Origin of the sequence: Pseudomonas sp. NPDC087697 (assembly GCF_044743155.1) — a bacterium.
Taxonomy (GTDB): Bacteria; Pseudomonadota; Gammaproteobacteria; order Pseudomonadales; family Pseudomonadaceae; genus Aquipseudomonas.
Genome location: NZ_JBIUVW010000070.1, coordinates 1 through 18622, shown reverse-complemented (window position 1 = coordinate 18622; position 18622 = coordinate 1). Strand labels below are relative to the sequence as shown.

The 18622-nt window shown below is 59.9% G+C and carries 12 protein-coding genes and 4 pseudogenes; 12 read left to right on the top strand and 4 right to left on the bottom strand.

All coding sequences use genetic code 11. The features are described 5' to 3' along the window. Together ACIPIN_RS28020 and ACIPIN_RS28015 are read left to right on the top strand one after the other, a co-directional pair. Positions 1–95, top strand: a pseudogene (locus ACIPIN_RS28020) (type II secretion system protein F); the annotation flags it as partial. Beyond that, positions 94–1419 (top strand): annotated as a pseudogene (locus tag ACIPIN_RS28015) (EF-Tu/IF-2/RF-3 family GTPase); the annotation flags it as partial. The pseudogenes ACIPIN_RS28020 and ACIPIN_RS28015, both read left to right, overlap by 2 nt. Before the next feature lie 231 nt (positions 1420–1650). Here ACIPIN_RS28015 and ACIPIN_RS28010 read toward each other — a convergent pair. Then, positions 1651–2088: a YkgJ family cysteine cluster protein gene (locus ACIPIN_RS28010; protein WP_123423993.1), complete on the bottom strand. Its 438-nt coding sequence runs from the start codon at positions 2086–2088 to the stop codon at positions 1651–1653. Between the two features lie 252 nt (positions 2089–2340). On the opposite strand from ACIPIN_RS28010, the gene ACIPIN_RS28005 reads away from it, so the two are divergent. The 5 genes from ACIPIN_RS28005 to ACIPIN_RS27985 all read left to right on the top strand — a co-directional run bounded on the left by ACIPIN_RS28005 (position 2341) and on the right by ACIPIN_RS27985 (position 11830). Then, positions 2341–4791, top strand: a complete 2451-nt coding sequence (locus ACIPIN_RS28005) for a glycogen/starch/alpha-glucan phosphorylase (protein WP_401124581.1) — start codon at positions 2341–2343, stop codon at positions 4789–4791. A gap of 196 nt (positions 4792–4987) precedes the next feature. Then, complete coding sequence (locus ACIPIN_RS28000) at positions 4988–8581, top strand: DUF2339 domain-containing protein (protein WP_401124579.1); 3594 nt, start codon at positions 4988–4990, stop codon at positions 8579–8581. Further along, a complete protein-coding gene (locus ACIPIN_RS27995) occupies positions 8578–9942 on the top strand; it encodes a DUF3999 domain-containing protein (RefSeq protein WP_401124576.1) in 1365 nt (454 codons plus the stop codon). The genes ACIPIN_RS28000 and ACIPIN_RS27995 overlap by 4 nt, the downstream gene beginning before the upstream one ends. A gap of 271 nt (positions 9943–10213) precedes the next feature. Next, positions 10214–11224, top strand: a complete 1011-nt coding sequence (locus ACIPIN_RS27990) for a class 1 fructose-bisphosphatase (protein WP_401124573.1) — start codon at positions 10214–10216, stop codon at positions 11222–11224. A 3-nt stretch (positions 11225–11227) separates the two neighbouring features. After that, positions 11228–11830 (top strand): DUF924 family protein, encoded by a 603-nt coding sequence (locus tag ACIPIN_RS27985; protein ID WP_401124570.1) that lies wholly within the window; start codon positions 11228–11230, stop codon positions 11828–11830. Between the two features lie 116 nt (positions 11831–11946). Here the strand turns inward: ACIPIN_RS27985 and ACIPIN_RS27980 are convergent, their stop codons facing one another. Further along, complete coding sequence (locus ACIPIN_RS27980) at positions 11947–12711, bottom strand: methyl-accepting chemotaxis protein (RefSeq protein ID WP_401124584.1); 765 nt, start codon at positions 12709–12711, stop codon at positions 11947–11949. A gap of 93 nt (positions 12712–12804) precedes the next feature. Continuing rightward, positions 12805–13827: pseudogene (locus ACIPIN_RS27975) on the bottom strand (cache domain-containing protein); the annotation flags it as partial. Positions 13828–14120: 293 nt separating this feature from the next. On the opposite strand from ACIPIN_RS27975, the gene ACIPIN_RS27970 reads away from it, so the two are divergent. Next, on the top strand, positions 14121–14375 hold the full coding sequence (locus ACIPIN_RS27970) for a hypothetical protein (protein ID WP_007933963.1): 255 nt from the start codon (positions 14121–14123) through the stop codon (positions 14373–14375). Positions 14376–14406: 31 nt separating this feature from the next. Then, entirely contained in the window at positions 14407–14976 is a 570-nt protein-coding gene (locus ACIPIN_RS27965) for a lipocalin family protein (RefSeq protein WP_401124568.1), read from the top strand. 84 nt (positions 14977–15060) lie between these two features. Here the strand turns inward: ACIPIN_RS27965 and ACIPIN_RS27960 are convergent, their stop codons facing one another. Further along, the gene (locus ACIPIN_RS27960; RefSeq protein WP_401124566.1) at positions 15061–16425 is read right to left on the bottom strand and encodes a formimidoylglutamate deiminase; all 1365 of its coding nucleotides are present in this window, start codon (positions 16423–16425) and stop codon (positions 15061–15063) included. A 145-nt stretch (positions 16426–16570) separates the two neighbouring features. Here ACIPIN_RS27960 and hutC point away from each other — a divergent pair, with 145 nt between their 5' ends. From hutC to ACIPIN_RS27945, 3 genes and pseudogenes are all read left to right on the top strand, one after another. Then, complete coding sequence (hutC, locus tag ACIPIN_RS27955) at positions 16571–17281, top strand: histidine utilization repressor (RefSeq protein WP_177318976.1); 711 nt, start codon at positions 16571–16573, stop codon at positions 17279–17281. Between the two features lie 37 nt (positions 17282–17318). After that, a complete protein-coding gene (locus ACIPIN_RS27950; protein WP_401124564.1) occupies positions 17319–17891 on the top strand; it encodes a HutD family protein in 573 nt (190 codons plus the stop codon). A 456-nt stretch (positions 17892–18347) separates the two neighbouring features. Next, positions 18348–18622: pseudogene (locus ACIPIN_RS27945) on the top strand (urocanate hydratase); the annotation flags it as partial.

The following is an 18622-nucleotide window of genomic DNA, read 5'->3' as shown; positions in this document are numbered from 1 at the left end:
AACTGATTCGCGAACGCGAGCAAGGCACCCGTCAGCTTCGGGCCATGACCGGTGAAACCCGAATGACGTCCTGGGTTCTGGGGGCCTTGCCCCTCGGCCCTGAACGGCATTGCCGGTCTGGAACACACCGACATGGCTGAAGACATGACCCCGCTGTACCAGGCCATCGTTGACCACGTCCCAGCTCCAAAAGTTGACCGTGACGGCCCGTTCCAGATGCAAATCTCCGCTCTGGACTACAACAGCTTCCTGGGTGTTATCGGCGTTGGCCGTATCGCTCGTGGTCGCATCAAGCCGAACACTCAAGTTGTGGCTATCGACGTTGACGGCAAGAAGCGTAACGGTCGTATCCTCAAGCTGATGGGTCACCACGGTCTGCACCGCATCGACGTTGAAGAAGCAGCTGCCGGCGACATCGTCTGCATCAGCGGCTTCGACCAGCTGTTCATCTCCGACACTCTGTGCGACCCACTGAACGTCGAAGCGATGAAGCCGCTGACCGTTGACGAACCAACCGTTTCCATGACCTTCCAGGTAAACGATTCGCCTTTCTGCGGTAAAGAAGGCAAGTTCGTCACCAGCCGTAACATCAAGGAACGTCTGGACAAAGAGCTGCTGTACAACGTTGCTCTGCGCGTTGAAGAAGGCGACACCGCCGACAAGTTCAAAGTCTCCGGCCGTGGTGAGTTGCACCTCTCGGTACTGATCGAAACCATGCGTCGCGAAGGCTTCGAAATGGGTGTTGGTCGTCCGGAAGTGATCATCCGTATGGTTGACGGCGTCAAGCACGAACCGTACGAAAACGTGACCATCGACCTGCCGGAAGAGTCCCAGGGCTCGATCATGGAACAGATCGGTATCCGTAAAGGCGACCTGACCAACATGGTTCCGGATGGCAAGGGCCGTGTGCGCCTTGAATACAACATCCCGGCTCGTGGCCTGATCGGTTTCCGTAACGAGTTCCTGACCCTGACCTCCGGTGCAGGCATCCTGACCTCGATCTTCGACCGTTACGACGTGATGAAGTCCGGCGACATGTCCGGCCGTCAGAACGGCGTGCTGGTTTCGGTTGCTACCGGTAAGGCTCTGACTTACTCGCTGGAAACCCTGCAAGCTCGCGGCAAACTGTTCCTGGGTCACGGTGAAGACGTGTACGAAGGTCAAATCGTCGGCATCAACAGCCGCGACAACGACCTGGGCGTCAACCCAACCAAAGGCAAGAAGCTCGACAACATGCGTGCTTCGGGTAAAGACGAAACCATCGCACTGGTTCCGCCTATCCGCTTCACCCTGGAGCAGGCTCTGGAGTTCGTACAAGAAGACGAACTGTGTGAAGTCACTCCTAAGTCCATCCGTCTTCGCAAGAAGATCCTGGGCGAAAGCGAGCGTACCCGCGCTGCCAAGAAAAGCGGCAACTGAGTTTCGACTTAGTTAGCGCTTAAAAAAACGCCCCCGACCGCAAGGTCGGGGGCGTTTTTGTTTGTCTGGCTGTAGCAGCTGTCGAGCCTGCGAGGCTGCGTTCGGCTGCGCAGCAGTCGTGAAATCAAACGCTGCGGTGCATCAGATGAGCTGCATTTACCAGACTACGACTGCTGCGCAGCCGAACGCAGCCTCGCAGGCTCGACAGCTGCTACGAAATAGTCGCTTTGATCAGAACTTGTCGAGGGTCCGGGGATTGCTCTCGCGCACGACTTCTTTCGGCTTGTACGCGCAATACCCAGGCCGTGGGCCGATTTTCGGGTGATTACGGCAAGTATCCGGGCGCTTTTCATAAATAGTGCACAAACGGCTCTTACGATCCAGATACAGGCAATCGTTGTTGCTCATGCGCTGGAGGGTGAAGATCTCGGACTTCTGGTTGTAGCGTTCGACGATCCCTTCCTTTTGCAGGCGCTTGGCGATGTTCTTTGGTGGTTCGCCGAGTTCGAATTCGTCGACGATGCCGATGCGGATCAGATCCTTGATCTTCACCTCGACCGGCAGCGTGCAGCAGCTGGACACGCACGAGCCGCACATCGGGGCAGAGTACTTGGCCCAGGTATCGAGACGGTCGATCTCCGCGGCGGCGATCAGGTTCGGCTTCATCATGTGGAATTACCAGCGTGCATCAGGGCGCGCGATCATACCTGGACTGGTGATTTTTTGAACGACCATTTGCCGGTTTTTTATGGCTACGCTGAATTTTCCGAACGATCGGCACGGCATCTGCATCTTTTCAACGCGTACCGGCAAGGACAGAGGCTTGATTCAGGCGATTGCAAAAATCGCCGAACCAGTGCATTTGTCTCGTGTCAGACCGACTAGGCTCAGTCAATTCCATGCTCGCCCGAGGTCCTATCGATGACTCAAGAACCACTTGTTCGCGAAGCTGAGGTGGCCGCGTTTCGCGACGCCGTATTGGCCAAACTTACCTATGCAGTGGGCAAGGACCCGGATCACGCCTTTGACCATGACTGGTTTGAAGCCATTGCCCTGGCGGCACGTGATCACATGGTCGAACACTGGATGGACCACACTCGGCAGATCTACCGCAAAGGCCAGAAGCGCGTTTACTACCTCTCGCTGGAGTTCCTCATCGGCCGCCTGCTCTACGACAGCCTGAGCAACCTCGGCCTGCTCGACGTGGCCCGCGAAGCGCTGACCGAGTTGGGTGTAGACCTCGAACGCATCCGCTTGCTGGAACCAGACGCCGCGCTTGGCAATGGTGGCCTCGGTCGCCTGGCGGCGTGCTTCATGGAAAGCATGTCGACACTAGGCATTGCCGGTCATGGCTACGGCATTCGTTATGAACACGGGTTGTTCCGTCAGGCGGTTGTCGATGGCTGGCAGCAGGAGCAAACCGAAAACTGGCTGGATTTCGGCAACCCCTGGGAGTTCGAGCGGCCGGAAGTGATTTACCCGATCGGTTTCGGCGGTAGTGTAGAGACCGTGACCGATGCCAGCGGCAAGACCAAACAGGTCTGGTCGCCTTCGGAAACCGTACGGGCGGTAGCTTATGACACGCCGGTGGTCGGCTGGCGCGGGGCCAGCGTCAACACCTTGCGCCTGTGGCGTGCGCGGGCTATGGAAGACTTGCACCTGGAGCGCTTCAACGCCGGTGATCACTTGGGCGCAGTGGCCGAAGTGGCTCGCGCGGAAAGCATCTCCCGCGTGCTCTATCCAGCCGACAGTACCGAGGCTGGTCAGGAACTGCGGCTGCGTCAGGAGTATTTCTTTGTCGCCGCGTCCTTGCAGGACTTACTGCGCCGTCACCGCAATATGCACACCTCGGTGCTGACCCTGGGCGATCACGCGGCGATCCAGCTCAACGATACTCACCCCTCGATCGCCGTGGCCGAGTTGATGCGTCAACTGGTCGATGTGTACGACGTGGCGTGGGACGCGGCGTGGCAGATCACCGTCGATACGCTTTCCTACACCAACCACACGCTGTTGCCGGAAGCGCTGGAAACCTGGCCGGTGGGGCTGATGGAGCGGATGCTGCCACGGCATATGCAGATCATTTACCTGATCAATGCTCAGCACATCGATTCGCTTCGGGCCAAAGGCATCCACGACTTCGACGTGCTGCGCGCGGTATCGCTGATCGAGGAAGACAACGGTCGTCGCGTGCGCATGGGCAACCTGGCGTTCCTCGGTTCCCACAGCGTCAATGGCGTATCCGGCCTGCACACTCAATTGATGCGCAGCACGGTGTTTTCCGAGCTGCACAAGCTTTATCCGGATCGGATCAACAACAAGACCAACGGCATTACGTTCCGTCGCTGGCTCTATCAGGCCAACCCGGAACTGACCTCGATGATGGTCGATGCGCTGGGCCCGGACTTGTTGGATGACCCCGAGCAACGGCTGATCGGCCTGGAGCCGTTTGCCGAGAAAGCGGCGTTCCGCAATAAATTCGCCGAACAACGCCTGCACAGTAAGAAGGCCTTGGCCTATCTGATTCATGAGCGGCTGGGGATCGCGGTCAACCCGGCGGCGATGTTCGATGTGCAGGTCAAACGGATTCACGAGTACAAACGTCAGTTGCTCAACCTGATGCACACCGTGGCGCTGTATCAGGCGATCCGCGCCGAGCCGGAAATCGATTGGGTGCCGCGGGTGAAGATCTTCGCCGGCAAGGCGGCGGCCAGTTATCACCAGGCCAAGCTGATCATCAAACTCACTAACGACATCGCCCGAGTGGTCAACAACGACCCGACGGTGCGCGGTTTGCTGAAAGTGGTGTTCTTGCCCAACTACAACGTCAGTCTGGCAGAGAGCATCATTCCGGCGGCCGACCTGTCGGAGCAGATATCCACCGCTGGCTTTGAGGCGTCGGGCACCAGCAACATGAAGTTCGGTCTCAACGGCGCGCTGACCATCGGCACCCTGGACGGTGCCAACGTGGAAATGAGTGAGCGCATTGGCGTCGAGCACATGTTCATCTTCGGTCTGACGGCGCAGCAGGTTGAGGCGCGCAAGCAGAATCATGAGTTCTACGCCGCGCCGGATATCGCAGCCTCTCATCGACTGGGTGATGTGCTGCAAGCGATTCGCAGCGGGGTGTTCTCGCCGGATGAGCCGTCGCGTTATACCGGGATGATCGATTCATTGATCGAATATGACCGGTTCCTGGTCTGCGCCGACTTCGATTCCTACTGGCATGCCCAGGCGCGGGTTGAAGAGCACTGGCACGACTCGAAGGAGTGGTGGCGCTCGGCGGTGCTCAACAGTGCGCGCATGGGCTGGTTCTCGTCCGACCGGACGATTCGCGAGTACGCCACGGATATCTGGAAGGCTCTTGAGTAACTTTTAGCCGTCGTTTGATCGGATCGATATACTAGCGCCCCGAAAAAGATCGCAGCCTTCGGCAGCTCCTACAGTCAGTGTTCGCCTAATATATTGGCGCACACTGCCGTTGTAGGAGCTGCCGAAGGCTGCGATCTTTGCAATACGGGCTGCGCCAAACCTTATCGGTTGGCCAATGCGCTTAGGGATATTGACCATGCAATGGATTTTCATGCTGATTGGGCTGGTGCTGGGCTGGGTGCTCGATGAGTCTTTGAGTGAAGCGTTGATTGGCGCGCTGATGGGGCTTGGTACAGGCCAGGCGTTTGTGCTGAGGCGCCTGAATTCGCAAGCGGCCGAGCAGCGTCTTCAGCTGGAACGGTCGCAGGTTGCCCTCGATGCCGTCGAACAGCGGCTGGCGTTGCTGGAGACCCATGGCATTAATGCCGTGCCGGTTGCTGAGCCGGCGACTGCCAGTGAGCCAACGCTTGCTGCTGAAATCATCGTTGACCAAGCGCCTGAGCCTGGCCCGACGCCGTTGCCTGTCGCGCAGGAACTGGTCTGGGAGTTGCCGCCCGAATTCGAACCGGTACAGGCGAGCATCACGCCTGAGCCCGCCGATCTCTGGACCCTGCACACCAGCGAACCGCAACAACCTGCCGAACCCCGGGGCCCGAATCTGTTCGAGCGCGGCATTGCCGCCGCGCGCAATTGGCTGTTTGGCGGCAACACCGTGCTGCGGGTCGGCGTGGTGCTGCTGTTCTTCGGTCTGGCGTTCCTGCTGCGTTACGCCACCGAAGGCATGGTGGTGCCGATTGAATTGCGTTACGCCGGGGTCGCTGCGGCGGCGTTGGCGTTGCTCGGGCTCGGTTGGTGGTTGCGGCTGCGCAACACCAACTATGCGTTGATCCTGCAGGGCACCGGCATCGCCGTGCTGTACCTGACGGTGTTCGCCGCCATGCGCTTGCACCCGTTGCTCGACCCGACAGCGGCGTTGGGCCTGTTGGTGGCGGTAACGGTGTTCTCGGCGATTCTGGCGATTACCCAGGACTCTCTGGCCCTGGCGTGCGCTGCGGCGCTGGGCGGGTTTGCCGCGCCGATCCTGACCTCCACCGGCGCCGGCAACCATGTCGCGCTGTTCAGCTACTTCGCCTTGCTCAACGCCGGCATCCTCGCCATCGCCTGGTTCAAGGCCTGGCGGCCGTTGAACCTGATCGGCTTTGCCGGCACCTTTGGCATAGGTTTCGCCTGGGGCCTGCGTTCTTACACGCCGGAACTGCTGTGGAGCACCGAGCCGTTCCTGATTCTGTTCTTCCTGATGTACCTGGCGATTGGCTTGTTGTTCGCTCGTCGCAAATTGCTCGAAATGAGCGACGCGCCGGAGGATGACAGTCGTGAGGCGTTGCTGCGCTGGTCGGCACGCAAGGGTGACTACGTCGACGGCACGATGTTGTTCGGCCCGCCGCTGGTGGGCTTTGGCTTGCAGTTCGCGTTGATTCATCATTTTGAGTTTGCCGCTGCGTTCAGCGCGTTGGTGTTGGGCATCGTTTACATGGGGCTGGCGCGTTTTCTCAGCGGCGGTCGGGCCTTGCTGCTGGCGGAAACCTGCCTGGCGCTGGGAGTGATTTTCGCCAGCCTGGCGATTCCATTGGGCCTGGATGCGCGCTGGACTGCGGCGGCTTGGGCGGTGGAGGGCGCGGGGATCTTCTGGCTCGGCTTGCGTCAGCATCGGCCATTGGCGCGGGCGTTTGCCCTGTTGTTGCAGCTGGGTTCGGCGCTGGCATTCCTCAGCAAACTGAGCCTGGGCGACAGCAGCCTGCTGGAGGGTTCACCGCTCGGTGCGCTGATGCTCGGCGTGGCGTTGCTGTTCAGTTTCTACCACTTGCGCAATACCTCCCCTGAGCACACCTCATCCTGGGAGCGCAAAGGTTTACCGGTGTTGGCCTGCGCTGGCCTGACGTTCCTCTATCTGCTGGCGCCGATGTTCTTCTTCACCCATGGCACCGCGATCAGCTGGGCGTTGGCCGGTTTGGCGACGTTGTTCGTGGGCTTGCGCCTGCAATCGCGGACCTTCCTGTTTACTGCGTTCGCGGTGCAACTGCTCGGCGGCGTGTTGTTCCTGCTGCGGCTGCAAGGCGCCAGCGGTGAGGCAACGGCGGTGTTCAGTGCTGGCTGGAGCGGTTTGCTGACCGCCTCGTTGATTGGCCTGGCATTGATCGGCGGGATGCTGTTCGCCGCCCGCGACGACATGGTGCGCAGCGATGTGCGGTTGCTGCGTGGGCTGTCGGTGGTGTTGCTGGCCGGGTTGGTGCTGATCAATCTGGCGGTGCTGTTCGTGTTGCCGTGGCAAACGGCGAGTGCGGTGTGGGCGGCCAGCGGTCTGTTGATCATCTGGCTGAGCCTGTACTTGCAGCAGCGGGTGAGTTTTGTCTTTGGTTTGTTGTTGCAAGTGATCGGCGGCGCGGCGTTCCTGATTGCCGGTCCCGAACTGCTCGGGCCGCTCGGCAGCGAAGGATTGCGACCACTGGGCCACAGCGGTTTCTGGACGCCAATGGTGCTCGGGCTGGCGGCGATGGTCGGCGCGTGGCGCTTGCAGCTTGGCAATCACGCGAGCGCGTTCGATGCCTTGAGCTTGCGGCGTTTGTCCGAGTTATTGCTGGTGTGGGGCGCGGCCTGGTGGGCACTGGCGTTGATCAGCGAAGTGCTGCGGTTTGCGCCGCTGAACCTGCAAGCCACGTTGCTGCTGGGCATCGCGGCGCTGAGTGTCGCGTTGTGGACGTTGTTGTCCCGGCGATTGCAATGGCCGGCCCTGGGCGTGCTCTGCACCTTGTTGATGCCGGCAGCGGCGCTGGTGTTGGTCGCGGCCTGGCATTCGCGTTATCACCCGGCGGCGAATCTCGGCTGGCTGGCGTGGGCGGCGGTGTTTGTGGTGCATTTCATCTCGCTGCGACGCTTGGCGCCGATGCTCCCCGCGAGAGCATTGAGCGCTGCTCACGTGCTGGGTTGCTGGCTGTTGATCGGCGTGTTGGCGCTGGAGTTGCGTTACGGCTTGCTGGTGTTGTCCGAGCAGTACAACGCCTGGCGCTGGCTGGGTTGGGCAATTTTGCCGAGCCTGTACCTGGTGTTGATGGCTGCTCCGCGTGCCTGGCCGTGGCCGATCTCGGCCTATGCCCACGAGTACCGCGTGTACGCCGCACTGCCGCTGGCGCTGCTGATGCTCGGCTGGTTCTGGCTGGCGAACATCGCCAGCGACGGTACCGCCGAACCGCTGCCTTATCTGCCGTTGCTCAACCCGTTGGAAATCGGCCTGCTGTTTGCCTTGTTCGGCGTTTATGTCTGGTCGCGTGGTGCGGTCAGCCAACTGGCGATTCGCGCCGATTACGCCGAGCGCGCCACACAAGTGGTGGCCGGGGTTTCACTGTTCGCCTTCTTCACCGCGCTGGTGATGCGCAGCGCTTACCATTGGGGCGGCGTGCCGTTTGAGCTGGATGCCTTACTGGAATCGATGCTGGTGCAGGCCGGTCTGTCGATCGTCTGGACCCTGATCGCCTTGAGCCTGATGATCGGCGGCCATTTGCGCCATCGTCGGGAAGTCTGGCTGGTCGGTGCGGCACTGATCGCGCTGGTGGTCGCGAAATTGATCTTTGTCGAATTGAGTAACCGTGGCGGGCTGGCGCGGATCGTCTCGTTTATCGGCGTGGGCGTGTTGCTGCTGGTGGTCGGCTATTTCGCACCGCTACCGCCCAAACGTGCCGAAGCAACGCCTGAGCCTGAAAAGCCGGCCAATGGATCTGAAGGAGTGTCATCTTGAATCTGAAGTTGTCGCTGGGCGCTGTTGGACTGTGTGTGGCGCTGTCGGCCGTTGCCCAGGAAACCCCGGCGGATTTCACCACGCAGGTGCCCCTGAGCCTGAGCGGCGAGGGGCCATGGTATCGCCTCGAATTGCCGCTGGCGGTGCAGTTGAATGCGCGCCAGACTGATCTCAGCGATGTGCGGGTGTTCAACGCTGCTGGCGAGGCGCAGGCCTATTCGCTGGCGCGGGAGCAGGCGCAGAGCCGCGAAAATCTTGTGCTGAATGACGTGAAGTGGTTCCCGCTTTACGACTCGGCCTCTGCCCGCGAAGCGGTGCCGAGCGTGCGTATTTCGTCGAACGCCAATGGCACGCTGGTGGATGTCCAGCCGTCGAGTCAGCTCGAAGCCGGCGAAGAAGTACTGCGCGGCTGGTTGCTGGACGCCAGCGCGATCAAGGCTCCGTTGCAGCAGTTGATCCTCGACTGGACCAGCGAACGCGACGGCTTTCAGCGTTTCAGCATCGAGGCCAGCGACGACTTGCAGCATTGGCAGCCGTGGGGCGAAGGCCAGGTGGCGCGGCTGTCGTTTGCCGACGAACGGGTCGAGCAGCATGAAGTGAACTTGCCGGGGCAGAGCACGCGCTATCTGCGCTTGCTGTGGAAAACCCCGCAGGCGGCGCCCGTGCTGACCTCGGTGCAACTGCAGAGCGCCAGTTCCAGCTATCTGCCGCAGCCGTTGGTCTGGTCCGAGCCGTTGGCTGGCAGCAGCACCAAGGCCGGTGAATACACTTGGCAATTGCCGATGGGCTTGAGCGTCGAGCGGTTGCAGGTTGAGTTGAGTCAGGCCAACAGCCTGGCGCCGGTGACCCTGTCGGGGCGTCGCGAAAGCAGCCTGCCGTGGCAGACCTTGAGCAGTGGTTTGCTCTATCGGCTGACGCAAAATGGTCAGGACGTGGTGCAGAACCAATTGCAGGTGCCTGGCCAGGTGGTGCAACAGTTGAAACTGACCGTCGATGAGCGCGGCGGTGGTTTGGGTGCACAAGCTCCGACAGTGCGCTATGCCGTGCGTTCGACTCAGGTGGTGTTCCTCGCTCGTGGGGCGGGGCCATACACGTTGGCGCTGGGCAGCGCGACGGTTAAAGCGGCGAGCTTGCCGTTGTCGACGCTGATTCCCGACTACAGTCCCAAGCGTCTGGCGACCTTGGGGCAGGCCAAGGTTGATGGCGGGGCGGTGGTGACTTCATCGCTTACGGCGGTGACACCGATTACGGTCGGCACGAACTGGAAGAAGATCGGTTTGTGGGCGGTGCTCTTGCTCGGTGTAGCGGGTTTGGCGGGGATGGCGTTCAGCTTGCTGCGCAAGCCATCGGTGAAATCCTAGGGCTGGTGCTGCGCACCAGATCGCGAGCAAGCTTTGCTCCTACAAGGACGGCGCAAATCCTGTGGGAGCGAGCCTGCTCGCGATGGCGTCCTAGAAACCGCCAAGAATGCTGAAACTGTCGCCAATCTTGCGGGCACATCCCGTCGGTTTCGAACTACGCTCAACCCCGCGCATGAACTCTATTGAGTGAATCTCGTCTGATAAGAGGAATTGCGCCTCGACTCGCGTTAAACTGCGCGGGTTTTTAGTCCCCATTCCTCCGGAGCCTTCCATGTCCCGCGTTACCCTGAGTCGCTATTTGATTGAGCAGACCCGTAGCAACAACACTCCTGCCGATCTGCGCTTTCTGATCGAAGTAGTGGCGCGTGCTTGCAAGGAAATCAGCCATGCCGTCTCCAAAGGCGCCCTGGGTGGTGTTCTGGGCAGCATGGGCACTGAAAACGTGCAAGGCGAAGTCCAGAAGAAGCTCGACGTGATCTCCAACGAGATCCTGCTCGAAGCCAACGAATGGGGCGGTCACCTGGCCGGCATGGCGTCCGAAGAAATGGACAATGCCTACCAGATCCCGGGCAAATACCCGAAAGGCGCGTACCTGCTGGTATTCGACCCACTGGACGGTTCGTCGAACATCGATATCAACGCGCCGGTCGGTACTATCTTCTCAGTGCTGCGTTGCCCGAACGAATACCTGAGCCAGAACGAACCCTTGAACGAAAAGGCTTTCCTGCAGCCAGGCACCGAACAGGTAGCCGCCGGTTATGCCATCTACGGCCCGCAAACCATGTTGGTGCTGACCCTGGGTGATGGCGTGAAAGGCTTTACCCTGGACCGTGAAATGGGCAGCTTCGTGCTGACTCATGAAGACATCAAGATCCCGTCCTCCACTCAGGAATTCGCGATCAACATGTCCAACCAGCGTCACTGGGAAGCGCCGGTACAACGCTACGTCGGCGAACTGCTGGCTGGTGAAGAAGGCCCGCTGAAAAAGAACTACAACATGCGCTGGGTCGCCGCGATGGTGGCCGACGTGCACCGCATCCTGACCCGTGGCGGCGTGTTCATGTACCCACGTGACAGCCGCGAGCCTTCCAAGCCGGGCAAGTTGCGTCTGATGTACGAAGCCAACCCGATGTCGTTCCTGGTTGAACAGGCCGGCGGCGCTTCCACCGACGGTCACCAGCGTATTCTCGACATCAAGCCTGAAGGCCTGCACCAGCGTGTAGCGGTGTTCCTGGGCTCGAAAGAAGAAGTTGAACGCGCCACGGCTTACCATAAGGCATAAACCATGACCGCCCCCTGGCAGCCGTTGCTCGAATGGTGGTTCGGTTCAGCCGAAGCACCTGATGACGTAGCGGCTGACAAGGGCAAGTTGTGGTTCGGTAAGCGTGACAGCCAGGACCTCGAAGCGCGCACGCGTTTCGGGGATCTGGTGGAACAGGCACTGGCCGGCGGATTGACCGAGTGGACGCAAAGTCCCGAAGGTTGGCTGGCCCTGGTGTTGTTGCTCGATCAGTTACCGCGAATGATCTTTCGCGAAACCCCCAAATCCTTTGCAGGCGACTTGAGAGCTCAGGCTCTGGTGGCGCAAGGCATTGCCGCGGATTTCGATCGGCAACTGTTGCCGATCCAGCGGGTGTTCATCTACCTGGTGTTCGAGCATTGCGAGCATCTGGCGGTGCAGAACGAAGCCATCTCACGCTTTGCTGATTTGCTGGCGCAGCAACCCGAGACGGATCGTGCGGTGTTTGCCGATAACCTCGATTACGCCGAACGGCATCAGAAGATTATCGCCCGGTTTGGGCGGTTTCCCCATCGCAATGCGGTGTTGGGAAGGGAGTCTACGGCTGAGGAACTGGTGTTTCTCTCTGGACCTGGGTCTCGGTTCTAGAACTTCATTGCGGCTGATGCCGTCTTCGCGAGCAAGCCCGCTCCCACATTTGATCTTTGTCACACTGGAGGTCAAATGTGGGAGCGGGCTTGCTCGCGAAGGGGCCCGCAAAAGCACTAGATCCGGAAACTACCGACCAACTGCTTCAACCGCGCCGCCTGCTGCTCAAGATCCGCGCACGCACGCAGGGTCGATTGCAGGTTCTCCACGCCTTCCTGGTTCAGGGTGTTGATCTCGGTGATGTCGACGTTGATCGACTCGACCACGGCGGTCTGTTCTTCGGTGGCGGTGGCCACCGACTGGTTCATGCCGTCGATTTCGCCGATGCGCTGGGTCACGCTGCCCAGGCGCTCACCGGCCTGATTGGCGATGCCAACGCTGCTTTCGCTCTGACGCTGACTGTCGGTCATGATAGCGACGGCCTCACGGGCGCCGACTTGCAGCTCTTCAATCATCTTCTGCACTTGCTGCGCCGAATCCTGGGTGCGGTGGGCGAGGTTGCGTACTTCGTCGGCAACCACGGCGAAACCACGTCCGGCCTCACCCGCGCGAGCGGCTTCGATGGCGGCGTTCAGGGCCAGCAGGTTGGTCTGCTGCGAGATGCTGGTGATGACTTCGAGAATCTGCCCGATGTTCACCGTGTTGCTGTTCAGCGTTTCGATACTGCCGCACGAGTCGCTGATTTTGGCCGACAGTTGCTGCATCGCCGCGATGGTTTTATCCACTACTTGCTGACCGTCTTCGGCCAGGCTGCGGGCGTCGCTGGAGTGTTGCGAGGCGAGGGCTGCGTTCTGGGCGATTTCCTGGGCGGCGGCACCGAGCTGATTGATCGCCGCGGCCACGCTGCTGGTGCGCGAGGCTTGCTGGTCGGAATTGAACATCGACGAGTTGGAGGCGCTGACCACCCGCAAGGCGACTTCGTTGACTTGGCCGGTGGCCGACGACACTTCGCGGATCGAAGTGTGAATACGCTCGACGAAGCGGTTGAACGAGGTGCCCAGCGCCCCGAATTCGTCCTGGCCGTGAATGGTCAGGCGTTTGGTCAGGTCGCCTTCACCTTCGGCGATGTCATGCATGGCGCGGCCCATGGTCAGCAACGGCTGCATCAAGACGCGGATCAGCATACCGAGCAGCGTGATGATGATCACCACGGCAATCACCATGGCGATGATCGCCGAGGTACGGAATTCGCTGAGCATCGAGAATGCGGTGTCCTGGTCGAGCACCAGTGCCACGTACCAGTCGGCTGATGGCACGCCGTTGACGTGGGTGAGCGAGATGAACTGGGTCTTGCCGTCCACCTCGACTTCCTTCATGCCGGGGCTGACCTTTGGCGCGCCAGCGGGATAGGCCTCGGCGAGGCTTTTGAGCACCAGTTTGCTGTCCGGGTGAATCAGGATCTTGCCGTCGCTGCTGACGATGAACGCGTGGCCGTGACCGCCGAAATTCAGCGAGTTGATGATGGCGCTGACGCTGCTCAGGTCGATGTCCGCACCGGCCACGCCAATCATCTGGTTCTGATGCTGTACCGGAGTGGCAACGGTGATCACCAGCTTGCCCGAGGACGCAGCGATGTAGGGTTCGGTGACGATGGTCTGTTGCGCACTGTTGGCGGCTTTGTACCAGCCACGGGCGCGTGGGTCGTAGTCCGCTGCACGATTGCCGGCCGGCACCGAGAACATTACGCCGTCGGCACCGCCGAAATAGCTCAACTGAAAGTTGCTGGTGTAGGCCGGCAGGCCGACGGCGCGCTTCAGGTTGTCCAGCGCCGGGCCGTCGACGGCCACTTGCTGGGCCAGCGATTGCAGCAACTGGATACGGCTTTCCAGCCAGGTCTGGATGTTGCTGGTGGTCAGGCTGCCGAGTTCCTGCATCGAGGACTCGGTGCTACTGCGCAGGGTTTGGCGCTGACGGTAGTCGTTGAACAGAATGAAACAGGCGAATGCTACGGCCACCACAAGGGCAGCGGCGAGCAGGATCTTGTGGCTGAACTTCATGTTTCTGGTCATTAGAGGCGCTACCGCGGGAGGACTGATCAACGAGGAGCGTCAAATTGCCACAGGAGAGGGCTTGGCGCTGCTTCTATGTCGACAGGGCAGCGCCAAAGATTAGGCGGGTTTTACAAAAACCGACGAAATGCCGGTCAGTGCGTAGAAATGCCTTATTTTGGGGCGAAATGCGGATTTCACTCTTCAATAAATACCCGGTACCGGTGGGAACCAGAAGGGGGTTTTCTCTTCTAAGCTTCTGGTTGGCAGCCATGCCTTCCCCTCTTTCCAGGAGTTACACCATGTCGCTGCGATCTATCGCCTTGCTGTCGTTTTGCGTGCTGTTGGCCGCGTGCAGCAAGATCAACCAGGAAAACTATTCGAAACTGTCGACGGGCATGCCCAAGGCCGAGGTCGAAACCTTGCTGGGTAAACCTGCTGATTGTTCAGGCGCGTTGGGCATGTCCAGCTGCACCTGGGGCGACAAGAACAGCTTTATCAGCGTGCAGTATGCCGGTGACAAAGTGCTGATGTTTTCCGGGCAAGGCCTGAAGTAAACCGGGGCCCAACGCCCACGGGAGAAAAATAATGATGCGGTTAGTAATAGCTCTTTTGGCCGGTCTGTTGTTGGCCGGCTGCGCCACTTCTGGCGATGATTCGCTGGCGCCGAAAACGGTCCATAGCGTCAACCTCAAGCGTTACCAGGGTAAATGGTACGAGTTGGCGCGCATGCCTATGTACTTCCAGCGTAACTGCGCGCAATCCGAAGCCCATTACACCCTCAAGACCGATGGTGACATGGATGTGTTGAACCGTTGCCTGACTCCCGAGTGGAAATGGGAAGAGGCCAAGGGCACGGCAACGCCGCAGATTCCCGGCAAGAACGACAAGCTGTGGGTGAACTTCGATAACTGGTTTACCCGGTTGTTGCCAGGCGTGACCAAGGGTAATTACTGGGTGCTGTATGTCAGCGATGATTACCAGACCGCGATTGTCGGTAGCCCCAATCGGCGCAACCTGTGGCTGCTGTCACGCAAGCCGGAAGTCAACGCGGATACCCGCGAGGAATTGCTGAGCAGGGCGCGTCAGCAGGGTTACGACACCACACGTCTGATCTGGCGGGTGTCGGACACCAAAATGGCCCAGACCTCGAAGTAAGCTGCAGCGGCTTGAAAGGATCGCAGCCTGCGGCAGCTCCTACGCAATTTTGTAGGAGCTGCCGCAGGCTGCGATCTTTTGCTTTTAACCCAACAGGTCGCGCAGCACCTGGGTGAACGCACGGTTGCTTTCTTCTTCGCCCGCGTGATGCCCGTCGCGCACCACCCACTTGCCGTTCACCAGAACGTCGCGCACCTGGCGGTCGCCACCGGCAAACAACCAGCGGTTCAGAATCCCGTCGCCACTGGCGGTTGCCAGGTAAGGGTCGTTGCCGTCGAGCACCAGCCAGTCGGCGCGTTTGCCGACTTCCAGTGCGCCAATCGGCTGTCCCAGCGCCTGTGCGCCACCGTCGAGCGCGGCGTCGTACAGGGTGCGCCCGACCATCGGTTGATCAGCGCCATACAAGCGGTTACGTCGCTGATCGCGCAGGCGCTGGCCGTATTCCAGCCAACGCAATTCTTCCACCACGCTCAGTGACACATGGCTGTCGGAGCCAATGCCCATGCGCCCGCCTTGAGCGAGGAAGTCCACGGCCGGGAAAATCCCGTCGCCCAGGTTGGCCTCGGTAGTCAGGCACAGGCCGGCGATGGCGCGGCTCTTGGCCATCAAACTGACTTCTTCCGGGTTGGCGTGGGTTGCGTGGACCAGGCACCAGCGCTGATCGACGTCGGTATTTTCATACAGCCATTGCAACGGACGGCGACCGCTCCAGGACAGGCAGTCGTCGACTTCCTTTTGCTGTTCGGCGATGTGGATGTGCACCGGGCAGTGTTTGTCGCTGGCTGCCAGCACTTCGCTGATTTGCTGCGGCGTGACTGCGCGCAACGAGTGGAAGCACAGGCCCAGTTGTTGCGCCGGTTGCTGCGCCAGCAGTGGCTGCAAGCGTGCTTGTAGCTTCAGGTAGTTTTCAGTGCTGTTGATGAAGCGTCGCTGGCCTTCATTAGGCGCCAGACCACCGAAGCCGGAGTGGCTGTAGAGTACGGGCAGCAAGGTCAGGCCGATGCCGGAGGCGCTGGCCGCCTGACTGATTTGCAACGACAGTTCGGCCGGGTCCGCGTAGGGGTGGCCGTTGTTATCGTGGTGCACGTAATGGAATTCGGCGACCGAGGTGTAACCGGCCTTGAGCATTTCGATGTACAGCTGGCGGGCGATGATCCCGAGTTGTTCCGGGCTGATTTTTCCGACGAGGCGATACATCAGGTCGCGCCAGGTCCAGAAACTATCGTTCGGATTACCTGCTACTTCGGCCAATCCAGCCATCGCCCGCTGGAAGGCATGGGAGTGCAAATTCGGCATGCCCGGCAGCAGCGGACCGCTCAGCCGTTCGGCGCCTTCAGCGCTGGCATCGGCCTGGATGTGGGTCAGCAGGCCTTCGGCGCTGACCTCGAGACGTACATTGTTGGCCCATCCACTAGGCAGTAGCGCGCGTTCGGCAAAGAAGGCGGACATGGTTCAGCACCCCATCGTGTGTTATTTGTATATACATATACAGACGTTTGCCTGCTCGGTAAACTCCGGCAAGCTAGTGGCCTTAATCAACGAACAAGGATTTCCTGTGCCGACTCCGCCTGCAGTATCGACGCTGAGTGCCAATATGGGCGACAGTCCGGCGCCCTTGTACGCTCGCGTCAAACAGATGATCACCCAGCAAATCGACAGTGGTAACTGGCCGCCGCACTACCGCGTGCCGTCGGAAAGCGAGCTGGTCAACCAGCTGGGTTTCAGCCGCATGACCATCAACCGCGCCTTGCGCGAGATGACGGCAGACGGCCTGTTGGTGCGCATGCAGGGCGTCGGCACTTTCGTCGCCGAACCCAAGAGCCAGTCCGCGCTCTTCGAAGTGCATAACATTGCCGACGAAATCGCCTCCCGTGGCCATCGCCACACCTGCAAGGTGATCACCCTCGAAGAAGAGGCAGCGGGTTCCGAGCGCGCCCTGGCACTGGATATGCGTGAAGGCCAGAAGGTCTTCCACTCGCTGATCGTGCATTTCGAGAACGATATTCCCGTGCAAATCGAGGACCGTTTCGTCAATGCCCTGGTCGCGCCGGAATACCTCAAGCAAGACTTCACCCTGCAAACGCCTTATGCCTATCTGAATCAGGTCGCGCCATTGACCGAAGGCGAGCACGTGGTTGAAGCGATTCTTGCCGAGCCTTCCGAATGCAAATTGCTGCAGATCGAAAAAGGCGAGCCGTGCCTGCTGATTCGCCGCCGGACCTGGTCCGGGCGTCAGCCAGTGACGGCTGCTCGTCTGATCCATCCCGGCTCCCGTCATCGTCTGGAAGGGCGGTTTCATAAATAAAGAGCCATAAATAAAGAGTCATACATAAGAGGCATAAATGAGTCACTTGAACGTTTTGCGTGCTGCCGATTATCCGCGCATGCCGTGGAAAAACGGCGGCGGCAGCACCGAAGAAATCACCCGCGATGCAGGGACAGGCCTGGATGGATTTGGCTGGCGCCTGTCGATTGCCGATATCGGTGAGTCGGGCGGCTTCTCCACCTTTGCCGGTTATGAGCGGGTCATCACCGTGCTGCAGGGCGAAGGCATGACTTTGACGGTCGACGGCCAGAACACGCGGCCACTGTTACCGCTGGACCCGTTTGCGTTCAGTGGCGAGAGCCAGGTTTCCTGCACGCTGCTCGGCGGTGCGATTCGCGACTTCAACCTGATTTATGCAGCGAATCGTTACCAGGCGCGGTTGCAGTGGGTCGCTGGTGTGCAACGGTTTTTCAGTTCGGCCGGCACCCTGCTGGTGTTCAGCGTGGCCGACGCACTCGACGTGCAGATCGATGGCAGCGGAGTCCATGTTCTGGGGCGTCATGATTGCCTGCAACTGCGCGGTAACACCGGGCTGCTGGATGTTTCTGTCAGCGGCCAGTGCTGCGTGATTGAACTGACAGCGCTCTGATCCAGCCTCCTTAAAAAGATCGCAGCCTTCGGCAACTCCTACGGAACAGGTCATTCCTGTGCGGGAGCTGTCGGAGGCTGCGATTTTTTGCTTTTCGCCCCTCCAAAACCCGTTTCCCTGTGCGCACCAATTTGTTACCGAACGCCCCAGCGTGGCGCAAAACCGTGCTCAGGTAACAACTGTCACTCCTCGAAAAAAAAACCTGCCAAAAAAAACCGCTACCCACCAAACCCTTGTCCCAAGGGCTTTTCAGCCAGATTCAGCACTTTATTGAATGCCCATCCAGCAAGTTGGCCGCTTGATTGCATATGCTTGTATGTACAAGTAAAGACGTATGCGTATGAGTCACGAAGACTCGACCATCGTCCACTGATTCGCCGGTGTGCACCGTTTGCACATTGGCTTGCTCGCCCACTGCCTGGGCTGGTTTGGATTGATTGCTGAGGAGTTTTTTTCGTGACCGAGAATAAGTCGACCCCCGTCACCTTTACTAAGCACCGTGACGTCGAAATCCGCGCTGCCCGCGGCAACAAGTTGACCGCCAAGAGCTGGATGACCGAAGCGCCGCTGCGCATGCTGATGAACAACCTCGACCCGGAAGTTGCCGAGAACCCTAAAGAACTGGTGGTTTACGGTGGTATCGGTCGCGCGGCACGTAACTGGGAATGCTACGACAAGATCGTCGAGAGCCTGACCAACCTGAATGACGACGAAACCCTGCTGGTGCAATC